Genomic DNA, 18,892 nt, shown 5'->3' on the forward strand with positions numbered 1-18,892 from the left:
ATGAGCCATAACGACAGACAAATCATTCTGGGTGCCTTCATTCCCAGCGCCGGTATCCAGGGTTCCAGTTGGCGTCACCCGACGGCGGCCAGCGACTCGTTCCGCGATTTCGAACACTATCGCGCGATCGCCGAAAAGCTCGAAGCCGCGCGTTTTCATGCGTTGTTCTTCAACGATACGGTGAATGTCGATCTCGATCCGCTGGCACTGGCCAACGGTCCCAACAGCGTGCGCTGGGACCCGTTGGTGCTGCTGCCCGCGCTGGCGCTGGCGACGCGGCATATCGGCCTGATCGCCACCGCCAGCACCACCTACAACGAACCGTTCAACATCGCCCGCAAGTTTGCCTCCATCGATCATCTGAGTGGGGGGCGCGTGGGCTGGAACCTGGTGACATCGCTGGGAGGCGGAGAAAACTTCAACCTCGACGCGCACATCAAACATGCGGATCGCTATGAGCGCGCCGAGGAGTTCCACGATGTGGTCACGGGGCTCTGGGACTCTTGGGAGGACGATGCCTTTATTCAGGACAAAGCATCCGGTCGCTGGCTCGACGTCGACAAACTGCATGTGCTCAATCATCACGGCAAGTACTTCCAGGTCCAGGGCCCGCTGAACGCGGCTCGTCCGGTCCAGGGCTACCCGGTGATCGCCCAGGCCGGTTCGTCGGACTCGGGGAAAAGGTTGGCGGCAAGGGCGGGGGAGTTGATTTTCACCGCTCAACATACGGTCGAGCAGGGGCAGGCTTTCTATCGCGAAATCAAGCAAAGCGCCCAGCGTCTGGGGCGCAATCCCGAATACCTGAAAGTGCTGCCGGGGGTCTCCACGATAGTGGGTAAAACCCAGGCCGAGGCTCAGGCCAAATATGACCAGTTGCAGGAGCTGCAAGACCCGAAATCCTTCCTCAGTTCGATCTCGCGTTTTACCAGCCTGGGTTTCGATCTGTCCGAGTTGCCGTTCGACTCGCGGGTGCCGCTGCCGCCCGAGCAGTTCGACACCAACACCCACAAGAGCCGGCAGAAACTGGTGTTTGACCTGATCCGCAGGGAACGTCCGACGGTGCGCGAGCTATTCAACAAACTCACCGCTGGCGGCCACCGTATCTTGATCGGCACCCCGCAAAGCATTGCCGATGACTTTCAGGAGTGGTTCGAGAACGATGCCGCGGACGGGTTCAACGTGATGTTTTCCGGCTTGCAGCAAGGTATTGGCGATTTCGCCGATGGCGTGGTGCCGGAGTTGCAACGGCGCGGGTTGTTCCGTCGTGAGTATCAGGGCAAAACCTTGCGCGAAAACCTTGGTTTGCCTTACATCGCCAACCGCTACGCCGGCCAGAACCTGCAGTCGCTTAAAGAGGTTCAATCATGAGTGAGCGGATCCGTTGGCGGCATCTCTCGGCGCCGTTGCTGGCGCTGTTGCTGGGGGCTTGTGGTGATCCGCAGGGCAGCGTGACCAGCGCGGTGGCATCCAAACCGCAGAACGGTGGCACGCTGCGGGTCGCGCTGGAGGGTGATCCGCAATGCGTCGATCCACAGCAGGCCGGGAACAACACGGCGCTCAATGTCGGACGGCAATTGGTCGATTCGTTGACCGATCAGGACCCGCTCAACGGCGCGATCGTGCCGTGGCTGGCGCAACGCTGGGAAGTCGATGCCGATTCTCGACGTTTCACCTTTGTCCTGCGCGAGGGAGCCACTTTCAGTGACGGCACAGCGGTTGACGCGGCGGCGGTCAAGGCGAATTTCGAAGGCGTGGTCGCCCTCGGCGCGCGCTCGATCCTTGGCTCGACCTACCTGGCAGGTCTCAAGCGCATCGAGACGCCGGACAGTCACACCGTGGTGGTCGAGTTCGAGCAGCCCAACGCGCAGTTTCTTCAGGCGACCTCGACCATGACGTTGGGCTTGCTGTCCAAAGCGACCCTTGGCCTGGCAGCCGGAGAGCGTTGCCAGGGCCAGTTGATTGGCTCGGGACCGTTTGTGCTGAAATCCTTCGTGCACAACCAGAGCGTGTCGCTGCAACGGCGCGAGGATTACAGCTGGGCTTCGTCGCTGGCGGCGCACAGCGGCAAAGCCCGGCTCGACGGCATCGAATTCCTGATCATTCCCGAGTCGGGCGTGCGCCTGGGTAGCCTGGCGTCGGGCCAGATCGACGTGAACACCGGGGTTGCGCCGCAAGATGAGCAAAGCATCGCCAGCCAGGGCCTGGTGCTGTTGACCCGGGCCAATCCCGGTGTGGTGTACAACCTGGCACTGAATGAGTCGACGCCGCTGTTTGCCGATATCAAGGTGCGTCAGGCGCTGAGCAAGGCGATCGATCGGGCGGAACTGCAAAGCATCATTTCCCGCTACCAGAAACCAGCCAGTGCCCTGATCGCCAGCAGCACGCCGTTCTATCGGGATTTTTCGGCTTTGCTGACCTATGACCCGGAGGCAGCCCGGCGCCTGCTCGATGAAGCCGGTTGGCAGCCGGGGGCAGACGGGATTCGCAGCAAAGACGGCCAGCGCTTGTCGTTTCGTCTCGATTACTGGCAGCCGACGCCGATTCTCGAACTGGTCCAGCAACAGTTGAAACGGGTGGGAATCGACTTGCGCCTGAACAAATCGACGTTAAGCCAGGTGACTGCGCTACAGGCCAGCGGCGATTTCAGCCTGCGCTTTCTCAACCTGACGCGCGCCGATCCGGATGTGCTGCGCACGTTGTTCGATGCTGCCGGCTACAACATCAACCAGCGCCAGAGCGGTGAAGTGGACCGACTGTTGCGCGAGTCCGCCGAGACCCTCGACCGTGATAAACGCCAGACCTTGATCGATCAGGCCAGCGAATGGCTGCTGCGCGACGGGCATGCGATTGCGCTGATTGAACTGGCCACCGTCATGGCCCACGGCAAAACGGTGCAAGGCCTGCATTACGAAGCCTCTTCGCGGTTGCAGTTCTTCGACACATGGTTGCAGCCATGAGGATCGGGCGATGAGTGATGCTTCAGTGGTAGCGGACCCGGCCACCGCACGGCGCCGCAGTCCGGGTATCGGGCACTATCTGCTGGCCCGCGCCTGGCAGGCGTTGTTGGTGCTGTGGGCAGCGTTCAGTTTGTCGTTCCTGATTCTCTATGCGCTGCCTAGCGATCCGGTGAGCATCATGCTCAATCAGAGTGGCGAGCAGAGCACGGTCAATCAGGCGCAGGTCAATGCGCTGCGTGCGCAGTATCACCTCGATGAACCCTTGGCGGTGCAGTACGGGATTGCCCTGTGGCGAGCGGTGCAGCTGGATTTCGGTCACTCGATCCAGAGTGGCCAGCCAGTTTCCCGGTCATTGGCCGACGCGTTGCCGGCGACAGCTGCGCTGACCTTTCTGGCACTGACGGTGGCCTTGGTGGCAGGCGTCGGCCTGGCCTTGGGCGCCAGCCTGACGCGCCGTGCCTGGTTGCGCAATCTGCTGCTGGGGTTGCCGGCGGTGGCTGTGTCATTGCCGACCTTTTGGGTCGGGTTGCTGCTGTTGCAATGGTTTTCTTTCGGCTGGCACTGGTTCCCGGCGATGGGCAACCGGGGACTGGCCTCGCTGGTGCTGCCGGCCCTGACACTGGCCATTCCCACCAGCGCAGTGATCGCCCAGGTGCTGGCGCGGTCACTGGCTGCGACCTGGCGCCAGCCTTTCGTTGAAGCATTGCGAGCCAAGGGGCTGGGCCCGGTGCGTTTGCTGCTGGTGCATGTGCTGCACAACGCGGTGATTCCCATTTTGAGTGTGTCCGGGGTGATCGTCGGTTCGCTGCTGGCGGGTTCGGTGGTGACGGAAACCGTGTTCTCCCGTGACGGCGTCGGACGCCTGGCACAAGCGGCGGTCAGCAGTCAGGACATCCCCATGGTGCAGGGCGTGGTGCTGTTGGCGGCGCTGATCTTCATCGTCGTCAATTTGCTGGTCGATCTGTTGTATCCGCTGCTTGATCCGCGTATCCGCGCCAACGCCACGGGAGCCAGAAAATGAGTGGTGGTTTGATTGATGTGTTGCCCACGGCACGCCGGACGCGCTGGCGCTCGGGCTGGCCGGCAACGCTGCTGCGGGTTCTGCGCCGGCGACCGCTGTTGCCGCTGGGGCTGTTGGTGTTGCTCCTGGTCTTGAGTTGGGCACTCTGGCCGCACCTGTTCAGCCACTTCGATCCCTTGCTCGGCGTTCCTGCCAACGCGTTGCAGGGACCGTCCCTGGCGCACTGGTTTGGCACCGATCATTTGGGGCGCGACCTCTACAGCCGCACGGTGTACGGCGCGGCGCTGTCGTTGCAGGCGACGCTGCTGGCGGTGGTGATCGCCTTGTTCAGTGGCACCGTGCTCGGTGTACTGGCGGGATTTTTTGGCGGGTGGATCGACGCTGCGTTGATGCGCCTGGTGGAAATCCTGATGGCGATTCCAGCGTTGCTGCTGGCCATGGCGGTGATCACGGTGCTGGGTTTTGGCACCTTGAATATTGCCCTGGCGGTCGGGTTGTCGTCCGTCGCAACGTTCGCGCGCCTGGTCAGGGGCGAAGTGCTGCGCTGGAACGCCAGCACCTTTGTCGAAGCCGCGTCAGCCTGCGGTGTCGGGCCGTGGACCATCATCCTCAGGCACATCCTGCCGCACGCGACCGCACCGGTGCTGGCATTGGCTGCCCTGGAATTTGGCAGCGCCGTGTTGGCGGTGTCGGCCTTGAGTTTTCTCGGGTTCGGCGCACCGCCACCGCAGCCGGAGTGGGGCTTGCTGGTGTCCGAAGGACGCAACTACATGGTATCCGCCTGGTGGTACACCAGTTTGCCCGGGCTGGTGGTGGCGGCGGTGGTGGTGTCGGCCAACCAATTGGCCAGGACGTTACAGGATGAACAGGGAGCACGTGGATGAATCGGCAACAGGAACCTTTGTTGGAGGTGCGCCATCTGTGCATCGCTTATCAGGGCCGCGAAGGGCGGACCGAAGGCGTGGCGGGCATCGATTTCCAACTGCAGGCCGGCGAAATACTGGCGATTGTCGGCGAGTCCGGCTCGGGCAAATCGACCACGGCCGCAGCGCTGGTGGGTTTGCTGGCCGCCAACGCACGGATCGAGGCGGGCAGCATTCGCCTGGCGGGTCAGGAGTTGACGCAGGCCAGTGAGCGCCAGTGGCAATCGATTCGCGGGCGCCGCATTGGCTTCGTCCCCCAGGACCCCGGGTTATCACTCGATCCGGTCAAGCGTATCGGCAGCCAATTGATTGAAGCCCTGACCCTGCACGGTGTGCCGAAAGCGCTGGCCCGCCAGCGCAGCCTGGAGTTGCTGCGCGAGGTTGGTCTGGCGGAGGTCGAGCGGATTGCGCGCAGCTATCCCCATCAGTTATCGGGGGGCATGCGTCAGCGGGTGCTGATTGCCATCGCCCTGGCCAACGATCCGCCTCTGATTATCGCGGATGAGCCCACCAGTGCGCTGGATGTCGGCGTGCAGCGCCAGATTCTCGACCGTTTGCAAGCATTGGCCCTTGAACGCAGAACCGCGGTGTTGCTGATTACCCATGATCTTGGGGTGGCGCTGGATCGCGCCGATCGGCTGTTGGTGATGCACCAGGGGCGAATCGTCGAGGCCGGCGATGCGCGGCGGATTTTCCAGGCGCCGCAACACGCCTACACGCAACAGCTGCTTAACGCCGCACCGAGCCTGAGCGTGCAACAACCGCGGGCGCCGGCAGCATTGCCGCCGGTTGCTGGCAAGTCCGCCACGCTCCTGGTGGCGAAGGACCTCAGCAAAAACTTCTCCACCTGGGGCCCTGGGCCAGCGGCGGTCGATGGGGTGTCCTTTCATTTGCCCCGACACGGCACCACCAGCCTGGTGGGCGAGTCGGGTTCGGGCAAGTCCACCACCGCGCGGTTGATTCTCGGTCTTGAGCGACCCGATACAGGGAGTGTGGTGTTCGATGGTCAGGAGATCAGCAAGGTTTCACAGCGCGAATGGCTGGCCCTGCGCCGACGGATCCAGGTGGTCTATCAGAACCCCTATGCGTCGCTCAATCCGCGTTTGAGCCTGGAGCAGATCATCTGCGAGCCGCTGCAAGCCTTTGCGGTAGGGGACGCGGCCTGGCGTCGGCAACGGGCGGCGACCCTGCTGGAGCAGGTCGAGCTGCCAGCGCGGTTGCTTGGAAGTCGTCCCACCGAATTGTCCGGGGGCCAGCGTCAACGTGTAGCGATCGCCCGGGCGCTGGGGCTGGAACCGGAACTGCTGGTGCTCGATGAGCCGTTGTCGGCATTGGATGCTTCGGTTCAGGGGCAGATTCTGAAGTTGTTGGGGGAACTGCAGGCGCGCCTTGGTCTGAGTTATCTGTTTATCTCTCATGATCTGGCGGTGGTTCGGCAGATTTCGGATCAGGTGGTTGTGATGCAGGCGGGCCGGGTGGTGGAGCAGGGGGCCTGTGAGCAGATCTTTCAGGCGCCTTCCAGTGACTACACGCGCAGTCTGTTGGCGGATATTCCGGGCCGGCGCCATAGCCTCGAGGCCTCTGGCCGCACCTTCGCACTCGCCGCCGCAGGGGCATGAACGGCGGTTGGCCTGGGTCGCAGCCTGCGATCTCTTGACCTGTTTCTCGAACAATCAGAACGAGTACTGCCACCGCATGTAGTAATAGCCGCCTGTGAAACCGAACGGTAAATAACTGCCCCAGTTATCGCCAATACGCCCGGCATCCGAGCAATGCGGCCGCCGATACCTTCGGAAAAGAAGGCTTAAGCTAATTCGAAAAAGATATTTATTTCTATTTTTTAAGATCGATTAGCTTTATGTCTCACGGAAGTGCTGCGGTTCGCGCGCGGCGCAATCCTGCAGTTGCAGGCGGTAGGATTACAGGAACCACGATGTCCGATCCAAAACCTCTTTTGTTTGCGCTCTATGAGCAAGCCAGTGTGGGCTGTGGTGGTGCGCCAAGCCTCTGGACGCACCCCGCTGACGAACGACTGGCTATCAATTCTCTGGGCTATTGGTCGAATCTGGCTCGCATTGCCGACCAGGCTCACCTCGACATGCTTTTTTTCGGTGACGTCCTGGGCTTCTACGATGTTTTTGGTGGTAACGCCGATGCGGCGATGAAATGGGCGGTGGAAGCACCGGCCAATGACCCGCTGATGATCATTCCTGCATTGGCGGCCGTGACGGACAACCTGGCCTTTGGCGTCACCGTGACCACCAGCTACGAACATCCCTTTACCCATGCTCGACGCTTCAGCACGCTGGATCACCTCACCAATGGCCGGGTGGGCTGGAACATCGTCACCTCGTACCTGTCCAGCGCCGCCCGCAACTTCGGCCTGGAGCAGATGATCAAGCACGATGATCGCTACGAGCGCGCTGAAGAGTTTCTCGATGTGGTCTACAAACTCTGGGAAGGCAGTTGGGCCAACGACGCCGTGGTCGCGGACAAGGCTCGCCAACTTTACGCGCGGGGTGATCGTGTGCGGCCAATCAACCACGTAGGTGAGCATTACCGTGTGGCGGGGCCGCACTTGACCTCGCCATCACCCCAGCGCACACCTGTCCTGATCCAGGCCGGCTGGTCAGGGCGTGGCCGGGCATTCGCGGCCAAGCACGCTGAACTGATCTTCATCGCCAAATCCAACCCATTGGAAATTCGTCAGGGGCTGCAAGAAATCTGGGCCCAAGCCCAGGCACGTGGCCGTCAGCCTGGGGATGTGAAGTCTCTAACGGTGCTGCGTATCGTCACGGCCAGGACCGAGAACGAAGCTCAGCGCAAATATGATGAGCTGCAAAGCAACTATCACTTTCAGGCACAATTGGTGAGCTACGCTGGCGACACCGGTATCGATATCAGCCGCTACGCTGACAGTGACGCGCTTTCGACCCACACCGAAGGCATGACCTCCTACGTGATGCGTCCTGATGGAAGTGGCAAGCCGTTGACCGCGGGCGACGTCAAGCAGCGCTTTGCCAACGTAACCCGAGGCAGCGATCTGATCCTCGTAGGCACCCCGCAACAGGTGGCCGAGCGCATTGAGGAGCACGCACGCATCTCAGGCACCAGCGGCTACATGCTCAACCCGTTGATCAGCCCTGGCAGTCTTGAAGACTTCGTCGAGCTGGTCATCCCTGAACTGCAAAAACGTGGCCTATACCGATCCCAACCGCAAGGCGGTACCTTCCGTTCGCGGTTACGGGCTGACGGTTCGAGCCATTTGCCCGCGTCAGCTTATGGCGCTTCGTTCCGTTTCGACTGAGCCCTCTAGAGGGGGGCGACTCGCTTACCCTGCGGCCTATACGTATGGAAATCTGATGCACCCGCTAATCGATGACGCCCCGGACGCATTCACCGTGAGTACGTTCTGACCGATATGAATGAGATGTGACTAAATCCATAAAAAAAGTGCTAAGACACAAAATCAGGGAGTTACGCAACTTGATAGCGCTGGGCGCTAATTCTATAATTTTGTGAACTAGCTGGCACAGAATGGGCTGAGTACACATTATGTTGGATTTAAGCTTCAGCAAGCCGAGTGAGGTCGTCAAGCGCCTCTGCAATCGCTTGCGCACAGAGCGTTTGGCGCTGGACATGACACAAGCCGACTTGGCCGGGCGTGCCGGCATCGGCACCAACACCGTGTCCAACCTTGAAGCCGGCCGCAATGTCGGATTCGAGAACGTCGTTCGGGTGGCGATGGCCCTTGGCCGAACCAAGGAGCTTGAAGGTCTGTTCCTGCCAAAGCTGGATAGCATTGAGGATATTCGGCGCTACGAAAACAGCGCTAATCGTCTTCGTACAAAGAGGAAGTCCGGCAATGCTTGAGCAGGTGAACGTCTTCTACGAGGGCTGGGGTGAGCGATGGCAATGGGGCACGCTGGTCTCCACGACCGCCCTGACCGGTCGCCCGCTGATCGTGTTCGAGTACAGCAATGAAGCCAGGCAAAGGGGCTTGGAACTGTCCTCCTACACGCTGCCGTTGGAGGGGGCTCAGTTGCGCCGAGATTTTCCAGACCACCAACTGTACTTGCCAGGGCCTGTTTACGACTCGTTGCCGGATGGGTGGGGCATGTTGCTGATGGACCGTATGTTCAGGCGCCGCGGGCTCACCACGGCGCGCATCGGCTCACTGGAACGGCTGGCCTACATCGGTAGCAATGCGATGGGTGCCATGACGTTTGAGCCCGTGGCACCCGAAGGTCAGGAATCGGAAGTCCACATCCCGCTGGAACAGCTTGCCGCCGAAGTGCAGGAAGTGCTCCATGGCGACGGTGGCGAGTTCCTGCAGACGTTGCTGCTGGTGGGCGGCTCGCCTCAAGGTGCAAGGCCTAAGGCCCTCGTCTATCGCGATCCCGAAACTGGCGGGTTTACCACTGCCGTCACGCCGGGCTTTGAAGCATGGATGATTAAATTCCCGGCCAAGGAAGAACATGCCGAGGTGTGCGCTATCGAAATGGTCTACGCCGAGTGCCTGCGCATGTGCGGTATCGAGACCCCTGACACGCAGTACTTCAGTCTGCCTAATGGGTTAGCAGCGTTTGCCAGTAAGCGATTTGACCGCCGGGATGGTCTGCGTGTACCCATGCAAAGCCTCGCGGCCTTTACGGGGGCAAATTACCGGTCTGCGGGGGTGTTGGACTACGTCAACTTCTTACGGGCAACACAGATGTGTACCAACGACGTGCGAGGGATGGCGGTGGCCTTCGAACGTGCCGTCTTCAATGTTGCGTTCAACAACAGAGACGATCATCCCAAGAACTTTGCCTACATCATGTCGCAAGACGGTCAGTGGAGATTGTCGCCGGCTTACGACGTGACCTTCTGCGAGGGGCCAAGTGGGTATCACCAGATGGATGTGATGGGGGAAGCCCTGTCGATTTCCCGCACGCAAATGCTTCGACTTGCCGAGGAAGCCGAGGTGCCACCGGACGTTGCAGGAAGAATGATTGACGGCATTTGTGATGTAGCGAGCCGGTTTGCAACCATCGCCGAGAATCTATACCCACGGGATATTACTCAAGACACTTTGCGCACGATCCAAGGCCGCATCGACCAGAACGTGGCTCGGCTACACCACGATCACGCGGGCAGCGGTCGCCGTTGAAGATCGGGAGGCGCGAGCGACTCTTATCATCGACGCTGCCGTGTGCTTCGGGCACGTAGGGCCCCACGCTGAGCGAAAGGCGACTGAATCCAGGTAAGCCGATGCCATCGGCTTACCTGGAAGGCAAAAAGGTGCGACCCAAACGGTTAACATCATTCTGCCGGTGGTTTGTATCCCGCAAGCATTTTCAACACCTCATCATGTGAACCGCTCGCTTCAGCAAACCTTAACGGCTTGGCGCGTTCAACGACGAGTTCGGGTGGCGTTGGCGAGATCTTGAGCAGTTCGAAGATTTCATCCAGGAACGCTTCCAAGGGCATCGCGTGTTCGTCATTTTCCTGCCCAAGCAACGTGGTACGTACACCCGGCGGAGCAAGCTCGATAACCTCGACTGACGAGGCTTCCAGCTGAACTCGAAGACTTTGGGTAAACGAGTGAACCGCCGCTTTGGTTGCACTGTAGGTCGGTGTGGCTGGCAGTGGTACGAATGCCAGCGCTGAGCTGACATTCACAATCGTTGCACTGGGTTGCTTGATCAGATGGGGAGTGAATGCGTAAACCATACGAATCGTGCCAAGTAGGTTCGTAGTCACGATATCTTCGGCTGTGCTCAGGCTTTGCGGATCAGTCAGATCCTCCCAGTGCATGATCCCGGCGTTGTTTATCAGAACGTTCAGGTTCGGATGGCTGATCGCAAGCGCCTCGCTGCTGCGCTGGATGGATTGTGGGTCGGAGACGTCCAGCAACAGTGATTCAATACCTGGGTGCTCCGACACGATCTTGTCGAGCAGAGCCTTGCGACGTCCCGCGATAATGACTTGGTTGCCCGCATTGTGAAGCCTGAGTGCCAGACCAAGGCCAATGCCTGAGGTGCCGCCAGTGACCAGAATCGTGTTGCCAGTGCTGTTCATAGTAAACTCCAGAAATGTTTCATAAGCGGACAAGTGTCCACTTACAAACCGTACCGGACAACTGTCCGCTTAGCAATGCATGAAGGAAAACTTTGCTCATGACTGACAAGTTGGTGATGCGTTCTGATGCCAAGAAAAACCGGGAACGGATTCTGGAGGTCGCAGTGGTCGAACTGACCAACGATCCTGCGATTGCGTTAAGCACGATTGCGAAGAAGGCAGGCGTAGGGCAGGGCACGTTCTATCGTCACTTCCCTACCAGGGAGAAGCTGGTATTCGAGGTCTATCAATTCGAAATGCAGCAGGTGGCCTCGTTGGCGCAAGAGTTGCTCGCAACAAAACCACCCAAGCAAGCCCTCCGAGAGTGGATGGACTGCCTCGCTGAATATGCAATGACAAAGGCAGGACTCGCTGCTGCGATACAACAAGCTGCCTCTGTTTACGAATTCCCAGGCAAGTCGGGATACGCTCCGGTTCAGGAAGCTGCCGAGTCGCTTTTGAGGGCAAATGAAAAGGCCGGAACCATTCGTAGCGGGATTACCAACGACGACTTTTTTCTGGCCATCGCGGGAATATGGCAAATGGATGCCCAGAGCGAATGGCGCTCGCGTCTAGCCAGATTGATGAACTTGGTGATGGATGGTCTGTGCGCTGGCAGTCCCGAAAGTCTGGAAAAAATCCCATACGAACATGGATTGGATCGACCTTGCTGATTACTTTTGCGGCAACGCTGCTTTGCGCACGGCCTTTTCGTGTTTCATTGCGGCGATCTCACGCTCGCAGGCTTCGGCGTCAAAGGAGTTGTCCCATTTGGCAATGGCGATGGTGCCGATACCGTTGCCGATCAGGTTAGTCACGGCTCGCGCTTCGTTGAGGAAACGGTCGATGCCCAAAAGCAGGACCAGGCCTACCAACGGAATGGAGTGGATGGTTGTGAGCGTTGCCGCCAGTGTTATGAACCCGGCGCCCGCCACGCCAGCGGAGCCTTTTGAGGTCAGCAGGAATACGCCCAGCAGAATCATCTGATCCATGAACGTCAGTGGCGTATTGGTTGCCTGTGCAATAAAAATCGCCGCCATGGTGAGGTAAATGCAGGTGCCATCCGCGTTGAAGGCATATCCAGTGGGTAACACCATGCCCACCACCGACTTCTTGCAGCCCAGCTTTTCAAGTTTCACCATCATTCGCGGAAGCACGGCTTCGGTTGAGCAGGTGCCAAGCGTGATGAGAATTTCATCCTTGAAATAACGCAGAAACTGCATAAGCGGCATGCCCGACCATCTGGCAACCGTACCCAGTACTACCACGATGAAAATCAAGGTGGTGATGTAGAGCGCGACCAGCAACTGGCCGAGTGACAGCAAGGTACCAATTCCGTACTTGCCTATGGTGAAAGCCATCCCGGCGCCGGCACCAATCGGAGCCAGGCGCATGACCATTGCCACGATCTTGAACAGCCCTTGCAGAAACAAGTCGATGGTATTGATCAGCGGTTTACTGGTTTCGCCCATTTGAACGAGGGCAATGCCCATCAATACCGAAATCAGGATGACCTGAAGCATGACGCCATTCGAGAATGCGCCAATGAAGGTGCCCGGGATGATGTTGAGAAAGAAATCAATGGTGCCGCCCTGCTCAGTGGCGGCCTGGCTGTACTTGGCGATAGCGCTGGCATCAAGCGTGGTAGCGTTGATATTCATCCCGGCGCCTGGCTTTACGATATTGACCACAATGAGGCCGATGACCAGCGCTATGGTTGAAAGGATTTCAAAGTAGAGCAGCGCCTTGACGCCGATCCGCCCAACCTCCTTGATGCTGCCCATCTTGGCGATACCCACCACGACGGTGCCGAAAATAATCGGCGCCAACAGCATTTTGATGAGTTTGATAAAACCATCCGCCAAAGGTTGAAGCTTGGCTCCGAATTGCGGTTCGAAGTGACCAATCGCTGCGCCGATGACGATACCGATCAGCACCTGCACGTACAGCTGGCTGTACCAGCGGGACTTGGAAATTTCCACGGAAGCACCTCATTTTATTTTTGTGATGGGCATGTGGTTTGGCGTCAGTGGATGACGCCTGAGTCTGCGGCCTCTTTAAACAGAAACCGCAGATCGAGGTTGATCAGCCTTCGCCTAACTCACGCATGACTGCGTACAAGGCGGACTTGGCTTCGAAGCCAACACCTGGAATATCTGGCAGGCCGACATAACTGTTTTCCACTTTGATTCCGTCGGCGAAGCCGCCGAAAGGCTGGAACACGTCGGGGTAAGATTCGTTGCCGCCCAGGTGCAGACCGGCTGCGATGTTCAGGGACATCTGGTGACCACCATGCGGAACTACACGGCGGGAAGACCAGCCCATTTCTTCCATCACTTTCAGGGTACGCATGTACTCCACGAGCCCGTAGGACAGCGCACAATCGAACTGTAGGAAGTCGCGATCCGGACGCATGCCGCCGTGACGCAGCAGGTTGCGGGCGTCCTGATGGGAGAACAGATTTTCCCCGGTCGCCATGGGCAGCTCATAGTGATTGGCGAGCTCAGCCTGGAGTGCATAATCCAACGGGTCGCCGATTTCCTCGTACCAGAAGAGGTTGTACTTCTTAATGGCTTCCGCGTAAGCGATACCAGTCTGAAGATCGAAACGACCGTTGGCATCGACCGCCAGTCGACGACCATCCCCGACCACTTCGAGTACCGCTTCGATACGCCGGATATCTTCGTCCAGCGGAACGGCACCAATCTTCATTTTGACGACGTCGTAGCCACGATCCAGATAGCTCTGCATTTCTGCCTTGAGCTTGGTCTGGTCTTTACCAGGGTAGTAGTAGCCACCTGCTGCATAGACCCAGACCTTGTCATCGGCCACGCCATTACGGTAACGATCGGCCAGCAGGCGATACAGCGGTTTGCCCTCAATCTTGGCGACGGCATCCCACACGGCCATATCAATGGTGCCGACTGCGACCGAGCGCTCGCCATGGCCGCCTGGCTTTTCGTTGGTCATCAGGGTTTTCCAGATGGCGAACGGATCCAGGTTGTTGTTTTCATGGTCGATGAGGGTGTCAGGATCAGCTTGCGTGATACGCGCCAGGAAACGATCCCGCATCAGAGCGCCTTGGCCATAGCGACCATTGGAGTTGAAACCGTAGCCGATGACGGGTTTGCCATCGCGAATCACATCCGTGATGACAGCGACGACCGAGCAGGTCATCTTGGAAAAGTCGATATAGGCATTGGCAATGGGGGAGGCAATGGAAACTGTTTTTTCACGGATGTCTACGATACGCATGACGGGCTCCTCTTGTTGTTTGTGGCCCCACGTTATGCTTTGCGATGTCACCCGCCCAATGCTATTAATGCCGCACCCTATGCACAGGAGGCATGGCCCCTTGGAACTCGTTTGGCTTGAAGACCTTTCAGCGCTTGCGGAGTACGGCAGCTTTGTCCGTGCCGCTGAGGCCCGCCATGTTACTCAGCCAGCCTTCAGTCGAAGAGTACGTTCACTGGAGAATTGGATGGGCGTCGAGTTGTTTGTGCGCACACCACAAGGAGCAACCCTTACCGAGGCAGGAAGGCAAATTTTGCCCAGTGCTCAGGAAGCTGCCCGGCACCTGTACAGGATGCGTAACGAGGCTCAAGAGGTAGCAGGAATCGCCGCCAAATCGCTGCAATTCGCGGCAACTCATTCGCTGTCGTTTACGTTTTTTCCCAAGTGGCTTCGAAGCTCGGAAAATGGTGCTCCCATTGAAGCCGTGAAGCTGCATTCAGACAGCATGGCTGCCTGTGAGCAGATGCTGATACATGGTCAGGTTCAGTTCCTGCTCTGCCACCGCCATCCCGACGTTCCGCCTTTACTGGCGCCTGATCAGTTCACCAGTAAGAAGGTAGGTGAGGACATTCTAGTTCCTCTTGCGAGTGCATCCGCTAACTTCGGCACCTCGCCAGCTGCGTTGCCATACCTCGCTTACACCCATGAATCTGGACTGGGGCGTATCGTCGCCCACAGATTGCGGGGCAAGGAAGATTACCTTCACCTCAAACCACTTTTCAGCAGCCACCTTGCGGCGGTACTCATGTCCATGGCCCTGGAAAGCAAAGGTGTGGCGTGGCTGCCTAAGAGCCTTACCGAACAAGAAATCCTGGATGGGCGCTTAGTCAGAGCGCTCGACGAAAGCTGGGATATACCTCTGGAAATTCATCTGACCCGTCCAAAAGCAATCCTCAGTCAGTCTGCCGAAGATTTCTGGGGGAGGGCGGGAAGCGACCTGCAGCATCGAGCCTAAGTCTCACGACTTGGGCGTTTGATGATGGCACTTTCTGATCTGGCCGTGGGGCAAGCCAAGGCCGCCGAGAAAATCTAAAGCATTCCCGAAACTGACGGCTTAGGCCTGGTGGTCACGCCCTCCGATGGCAAATCGTGGCATCTGCGCTACTACTGGCTCGGCAAGCAAAAGCGCATCTCGTTGGGCAGCTATCCTGAGATTGGTCTGCGTGAAGCACGCACCTTGCGTGATGAAGCCCGAGCGCTCCTCGCGAAGGGTATCAATCCCCATGCTGACCGCAAATATAAGCGACACGCTGCGGCTGTGAACAACATCCTGAGCAAGTGAGCAGGCAAGTAAGTTAGGCTGCTCGCACGACAGGCCATCGGTATTCGACGGCCTGAAAATAAAGGCGCTATCAATGTCGAAGCATTTGCTGTTGGGCTGGACCCTTTCCTTGTGCGTGCTTGCTACCTTGAGCGGCGCGGCCACCATGGCAGTTGCTGCCCAGCCTGAAAAAACCGCTACGGCGGCATCGGACACGCAATCGGTGTCCCTCGCAGGCGGCAAGCTGGAGTTCGTGCTGCAAGGCGTCGAGGCCCGTACCTTGAACAGCGAGAACGGCGGCACGATGTACTTCGATCCGAAAAGCGAGCGGGCCATCATCGTTACCGAAGGTCCGGCGCCGACTGCGGACACCACCCCGGACGCTGCGTTTCGCATTGCCGTGGATACCTTGAAAGATAAGCAGCAGGCCGCTTCACCCAACTTTCGCATGACTAGCGAGAAGACCATTGAGGTGAACGGCTTGAGGATATACCGCCTGGAGGGCACCGACGATTTCAACGGCCTGAAACTGCTGATGGCCTCGTTGATGACGATGAACGATCAGAAGATCACCATCATCGAAGTGATGTCCAGCGAAAACGACCCGGCCGGTCATACCGCTGCGTTGACGAACATTCTGGGCAAGTAAACCGCAGGTTTCCGGATAGTAGGCTGTCAGCATCGGTCTGAAGGAAGCGCGCGAGATTTCAATGCATCGCTGAGTTTTCGTTTGAAAACAGTCGGATGATCTGGGGCATCGATGGAAGCATCCTTTTTTGAGGAACTGAAATTGCCCCCAATTATGCCCCCATGAGGCGTGGGATCTATTGGATTTAGACAGGCTGCAGTGGCTCTTGATTACCAATAACCGCTTGTTATAAAACGGTTTTATAGAATTACTGGAACTCCATTACAGACTATCGGGGTCCCCGAAGAACATCTGAATCCGCGACCGCAACCAGCGCTCCCCCGGATCGTTGTCCTGGGAACCACGCCAAGCCATGTGCAATTCAAAACTGCGCACCGGAATGGGTGGATCTTCCGCGCGCACACCACCGGCCGCGGTCAGGGCATCGGCTGTGTAGTCCGGGACGATGGCGATGATGTCAGTGCCTGACAGCAGCGTGCTCAAACCGTTGAACTGCGGTACGGCCAGGACGACGTGGCGTTTGCGGTTGAGTTTTTCCAGTTCTTCATCGATGAAACCACTCAAGTCGCCGGCGAAAGACACCAGTGCGTGGGGGCGCGCGCAGAATTCGTCCAGGGTCAGGCGTCCTGGTGCAGTATCGGCCCGCAATACCTTGGACGAGCTCCGACGCAGGATCTTGCGCTTGGCGTTGGCCGGCAGGTCGTCGGTGTAGCTGACACCGATGGAGATTTCGCCGGATGCCAGCAGGCCTGGCATCAGGATGTAGTTGACCCGGCGCACCACCAGCACGATGCCGGGGGCTTCGGCCCGCAGGCGCTTGAGCAGCATCGGCAGCAGGGCGAATTCGGCGTCGTCCGACAGGCCGATGCGGAACACCGACGTGCTGGTGGCCGGGTCGAACTCGGCGGCGCGGCTGACGGCTGTGGAAATCGAGTCCAGCGCCGGGGAGAGCAGGGCAAAGATCTCCACCGCCCGCGCCGACGGCTCCATGCTGCGGCCGGTGCGCACAAACAATGGGTCATCGAACAGGCTGCGCAGGCGTGAGAGCGCGGCACTGATCGCCGGTTGACCGAGGAACAGCTTCTCGGCGGCGCGGGTCACACTGCGTTCGTGCATCAAAGTTTCGAACACAATCAACAGGTTCAGGTCGACACGACGCAGGTCATTACGATTCATCTGGGGTCCCGGCAGATTCGGCAGGCTTGACGTAGGCGGCGGTATAGGAACAATGGCCGGCATGAATCTTACGGGCAAAGGCTGGTACTCTGCACCGGGTAATTCAGCTTTTCTGAGTTGAGCCTACAGGATGGGTTCACCTTTCTTGCTGCGGAATCAATGACAGGCATGTCGACTATTAATAGCCACTGATGGTCTTGGCTCCAAAGCCCGGATAGAGTTCATGGCATTAGAGGTTACTTTGACGAGGTTTGCGATGTCCCGCACGATCCGTTTTCACAAGTTCGGTGGTGCCGAGGTGCTCAAATGCGAAGAGCATGCGGCAGCCCTTCCTGCGCCAGGAGAAGTGCAGGTCCGTGTCGAAGCGATCGGCGTCAGCTGGTACGACACTCTGTGGCGCCAGAACCTGGCATCCTCCCAGGCACGCCTGCCATCAGGCCTGGGCCATGAAATGGCCGGGGTGATTACCGCGGTGGGTGACGGTGTCGACGATCTGGCCGTGGGCGACAAGGTCGCAAGCTTTCCTGCCGAAAGCGCGAACGATTACCCGGTGTATGGCGAGATTATCGTGCTGCCACGCACCGCCCTGACGCGTTATCCCGACGTGCTCAGCCCGATTGAGGCTGCGGTGCATTACACACCGCTGTTGATCGCCTATTTCGCCTATGTCGACCTGGCACGGGTCAAGCCGGGGCAATTCGCCCTGGTTACCGATGCCAGCCATTGCGCCGGCCCTTCCTTCGTGCAACTGGGCAAGGCCCTGGGTGTACGGGTGATCGCCGCCACGAAGACGGCCGATGAGCGTGAGTATTTGCTGTCGCTGGGCGCCGAGAAGGTCATCGTGACCGAAGAGCAGGATTTGCTCATGCAAATCAACAAGTTCACCGACAACCGCGGCGTGGATGTGGTCTTCGATGGTCTTGGCGGCCCGCAGATGTCATTGCTTGGCGATGTGCTGGCTCCCCGCGGCAGCCTGGTGTTGTACGGCTTGCAGGGCGGTAACCAGACACCGTTTCCAGCCTGCGCGGCGTTCCAGAAGAACATCCAGTTCTTCGTGCACTGCATCGGCAACTTCACCGGCAAGCCGGAACTGGGCATCATTCAGGACCAGGTGGCGTTGCAGCGCGCATTGCGTGATATCAACCAGTTGACGGCTGACCGTGTGCTGCTGCCCCTCAAGACCCGGGTGTTTGCGTTCACCGAGTTTGTCGAGGCGCACCGTTACATGGGTGAGTGCCCTTGCCGTGAACGTGTTGCCCTTCAGGTAGTCGACCCTACCTGATTCCTGCCTGGCGCAAGAGTCATTTCCCGGGCTCTTGCGCGCTCTTCGGGTTGACCGCCCATCCTTTGCTTCAGTAATTTTTCAGACCCTCGCGGTTGCCTGCTCCTGCTGCCTGCGACGGTCCTTGGGCTGCATGGGACAAAGTCTAAAGCCCCACGACGTCTGCCTGCCCGCATCTGAACTGGTTTTTGCCTTTAATCTGTATCTTCTAATCATTGTTTAAGTCC

General features: G+C 58.8%; 16 protein-coding genes and 1 pseudogene. 13 read left to right on the top strand and 4 right to left on the bottom strand.

The window, feature by feature from the left end:
* The 8 genes from RGM2987_RS22915 to RGM2987_RS22950 all read left to right on the top strand — a co-directional run bounded on the left by RGM2987_RS22915 (position 1) and on the right by RGM2987_RS22950 (position 10,053).
* Positions 1-1,368, top strand: coding sequence for an LLM class flavin-dependent oxidoreductase (locus RGM2987_RS22915; RefSeq protein ID WP_245145091.1), 1,368 nt, complete (start codon positions 1-3; stop codon positions 1,366-1,368).
* Complete coding sequence (locus tag RGM2987_RS22920) at positions 1,365-2,957, top strand: ABC transporter substrate-binding protein (RefSeq protein WP_245145092.1); 1,593 nt, start codon at positions 1,365-1,367, stop codon at positions 2,955-2,957. Before RGM2987_RS22915 ends, RGM2987_RS22920 begins: the two co-directional genes overlap by 4 nt.
* A gap of 10 nt (positions 2,958-2,967) precedes the next feature.
* A complete protein-coding gene (locus RGM2987_RS22925; protein WP_245145093.1) occupies positions 2,968-3,978 on the top strand; it encodes an ABC transporter permease in 1,011 nt (336 codons plus the stop codon).
* Positions 3,975-4,862, top strand: coding sequence for an ABC transporter permease (locus RGM2987_RS22930; protein WP_245145094.1), 888 nt, complete (start codon positions 3,975-3,977; stop codon positions 4,860-4,862). The genes RGM2987_RS22925 and RGM2987_RS22930 overlap by 4 nt, the downstream gene beginning before the upstream one ends.
* Entirely contained in the window at positions 4,859-6,520 is a 1,662-nt protein-coding gene (locus tag RGM2987_RS22935) for an ABC transporter ATP-binding protein (protein WP_245145095.1), read from the top strand. Before RGM2987_RS22930 ends, RGM2987_RS22935 begins: the two co-directional genes overlap by 4 nt.
* A 314-nt stretch (positions 6,521-6,834) precedes the next feature.
* Positions 6,835-8,208 (top strand): LLM class flavin-dependent oxidoreductase, encoded by a 1,374-nt coding sequence (locus RGM2987_RS22940; protein WP_245145096.1) that lies wholly within the window; start codon positions 6,835-6,837, stop codon positions 8,206-8,208.
* A 248-nt stretch (positions 8,209-8,456) separates the two neighbouring features.
* Positions 8,457-8,774: a helix-turn-helix transcriptional regulator gene (locus tag RGM2987_RS22945; RefSeq protein ID WP_245145097.1), complete on the top strand. Its 318-nt coding sequence runs from the start codon at positions 8,457-8,459 to the stop codon at positions 8,772-8,774.
* Entirely contained in the window at positions 8,767-10,053 is a 1,287-nt protein-coding gene (locus RGM2987_RS22950; RefSeq protein WP_245145098.1) for a type II toxin-antitoxin system HipA family toxin, read from the top strand. The genes RGM2987_RS22945 and RGM2987_RS22950 overlap by 8 nt, the downstream gene beginning before the upstream one ends.
* Before the next feature lie 152 nt (positions 10,054-10,205).
* Here the strand turns inward: RGM2987_RS22950 and RGM2987_RS22955 are convergent, their stop codons facing one another.
* Positions 10,206-10,964, bottom strand: coding sequence for an SDR family oxidoreductase (locus tag RGM2987_RS22955; RefSeq protein WP_245145099.1), 759 nt, complete (start codon positions 10,962-10,964; stop codon positions 10,206-10,208).
* Positions 10,965-11,062: 98 nt separating this feature from the next.
* Here RGM2987_RS22955 and RGM2987_RS22960 point away from each other — a divergent pair, with 98 nt between their 5' ends.
* On the top strand, positions 11,063-11,677 hold the full coding sequence (locus RGM2987_RS22960; protein WP_245145100.1) for a TetR/AcrR family transcriptional regulator: 615 nt from the start codon (positions 11,063-11,065) through the stop codon (positions 11,675-11,677).
* On the opposite strand, the gene dctA is transcribed toward RGM2987_RS22960, so the two are convergent.
* A complete protein-coding gene (gene dctA, locus RGM2987_RS22965) occupies positions 11,678-12,985 on the bottom strand; it encodes a C4-dicarboxylate transporter DctA (protein ID WP_245145101.1) in 1,308 nt (435 codons plus the stop codon).
* Between the two features lie 103 nt (positions 12,986-13,088).
* Positions 13,089-14,258 (bottom strand): mandelate racemase/muconate lactonizing enzyme family protein, encoded by a 1,170-nt coding sequence (locus RGM2987_RS22970; RefSeq protein ID WP_245145102.1) that lies wholly within the window; start codon positions 14,256-14,258, stop codon positions 13,089-13,091.
* A gap of 100 nt (positions 14,259-14,358) precedes the next feature.
* Here RGM2987_RS22970 and RGM2987_RS22975 point away from each other — a divergent pair, with 100 nt between their 5' ends.
* From RGM2987_RS22975 to RGM2987_RS22985, 3 genes and pseudogenes are all read left to right on the top strand, one after another.
* Positions 14,359-15,252 carry a LysR family transcriptional regulator gene (locus RGM2987_RS22975; RefSeq protein ID WP_245145103.1) on the top strand — a complete coding sequence of 298 codons (894 nt, stop codon included), beginning with the start codon at positions 14,359-14,361 and terminating at the stop codon, positions 15,250-15,252.
* 81 nt (positions 15,253-15,333) lie between these two features.
* Positions 15,334-15,549 (top strand): annotated as a pseudogene (locus tag RGM2987_RS22980) (Arm DNA-binding domain-containing protein); the annotation flags it as partial.
* Between the two features lie 232 nt (positions 15,550-15,781).
* Entirely contained in the window at positions 15,782-16,207 is a 426-nt protein-coding gene (locus tag RGM2987_RS22985) for a hypothetical protein (protein WP_245145104.1), read from the top strand.
* A gap of 261 nt (positions 16,208-16,468) precedes the next feature.
* Here RGM2987_RS22985 and RGM2987_RS22990 read toward each other — a convergent pair whose 3' ends face one another.
* A complete protein-coding gene (locus RGM2987_RS22990) occupies positions 16,469-17,383 on the bottom strand; it encodes a LysR family transcriptional regulator (RefSeq protein WP_245145105.1) in 915 nt (304 codons plus the stop codon).
* 256 nt (positions 17,384-17,639) lie between these two features.
* Between RGM2987_RS22990 and RGM2987_RS22995 the strand changes: the two genes are divergently transcribed.
* On the top strand, positions 17,640-18,665 hold the full coding sequence (locus tag RGM2987_RS22995) for a zinc-dependent alcohol dehydrogenase family protein (RefSeq protein WP_245145106.1): 1,026 nt from the start codon (positions 17,640-17,642) through the stop codon (positions 18,663-18,665).
* The last annotated feature ends 227 nt before the right edge of the window (positions 18,666-18,892 follow it).

This window comes from Pseudomonas sp. RGM2987 (assembly GCF_022952855.1).
Classification (GTDB): domain Bacteria; phylum Pseudomonadota; class Gammaproteobacteria; order Pseudomonadales; family Pseudomonadaceae; genus Aquipseudomonas.

Coding starts and splice junctions, on each gene's coding strand:
- RGM2987_RS22925 (WP_245145093.1), top strand. CDS start 2,968: ATGAGTGATGCTTCAGTGGTAGCGGACCCGGCCACCGCACGGCGCCGC.
- RGM2987_RS22940 (WP_245145096.1), top strand. CDS start 6,835: ATGTCCGATCCAAAACCTCTTTTGTTTGCGCTCTATGAGCAAGCCAGT.
- RGM2987_RS22960 (WP_245145100.1), top strand. CDS start 11,063: ATGACTGACAAGTTGGTGATGCGTTCTGATGCCAAGAAAAACCGGGAA.
- RGM2987_RS22935 (WP_245145095.1), top strand. CDS start 4,859: ATGAATCGGCAACAGGAACCTTTGTTGGAGGTGCGCCATCTGTGCATC.
- RGM2987_RS22930 (WP_245145094.1), top strand. CDS start 3,975: ATGAGTGGTGGTTTGATTGATGTGTTGCCCACGGCACGCCGGACGCGC.
- RGM2987_RS22995 (WP_245145106.1), top strand. CDS start 17,640: ATGTCCCGCACGATCCGTTTTCACAAGTTCGGTGGTGCCGAGGTGCTC.
- RGM2987_RS22970 (WP_245145102.1), bottom strand. CDS start 14,258: ATGCGTATCGTAGACATCCGTGAAAAAACAGTTTCCATTGCCTCCCCC.
- RGM2987_RS22945 (WP_245145097.1), top strand. CDS start 8,457: ATGTTGGATTTAAGCTTCAGCAAGCCGAGTGAGGTCGTCAAGCGCCTC.
- RGM2987_RS22950 (WP_245145098.1), top strand. CDS start 8,767: ATGCTTGAGCAGGTGAACGTCTTCTACGAGGGCTGGGGTGAGCGATGG.
- RGM2987_RS22955 (WP_245145099.1), bottom strand. CDS start 10,964: ATGAACAGCACTGGCAACACGATTCTGGTCACTGGCGGCACCTCAGGC.
- RGM2987_RS22990 (WP_245145105.1), bottom strand. CDS start 17,383: ATGAATCGTAATGACCTGCGTCGTGTCGACCTGAACCTGTTGATTGTG.
- RGM2987_RS22915 (WP_245145091.1), top strand. CDS start 1: ATGAGCCATAACGACAGACAAATCATTCTGGGTGCCTTCATTCCCAGC.
- RGM2987_RS22920 (WP_245145092.1), top strand. CDS start 1,365: ATGAGTGAGCGGATCCGTTGGCGGCATCTCTCGGCGCCGTTGCTGGCG.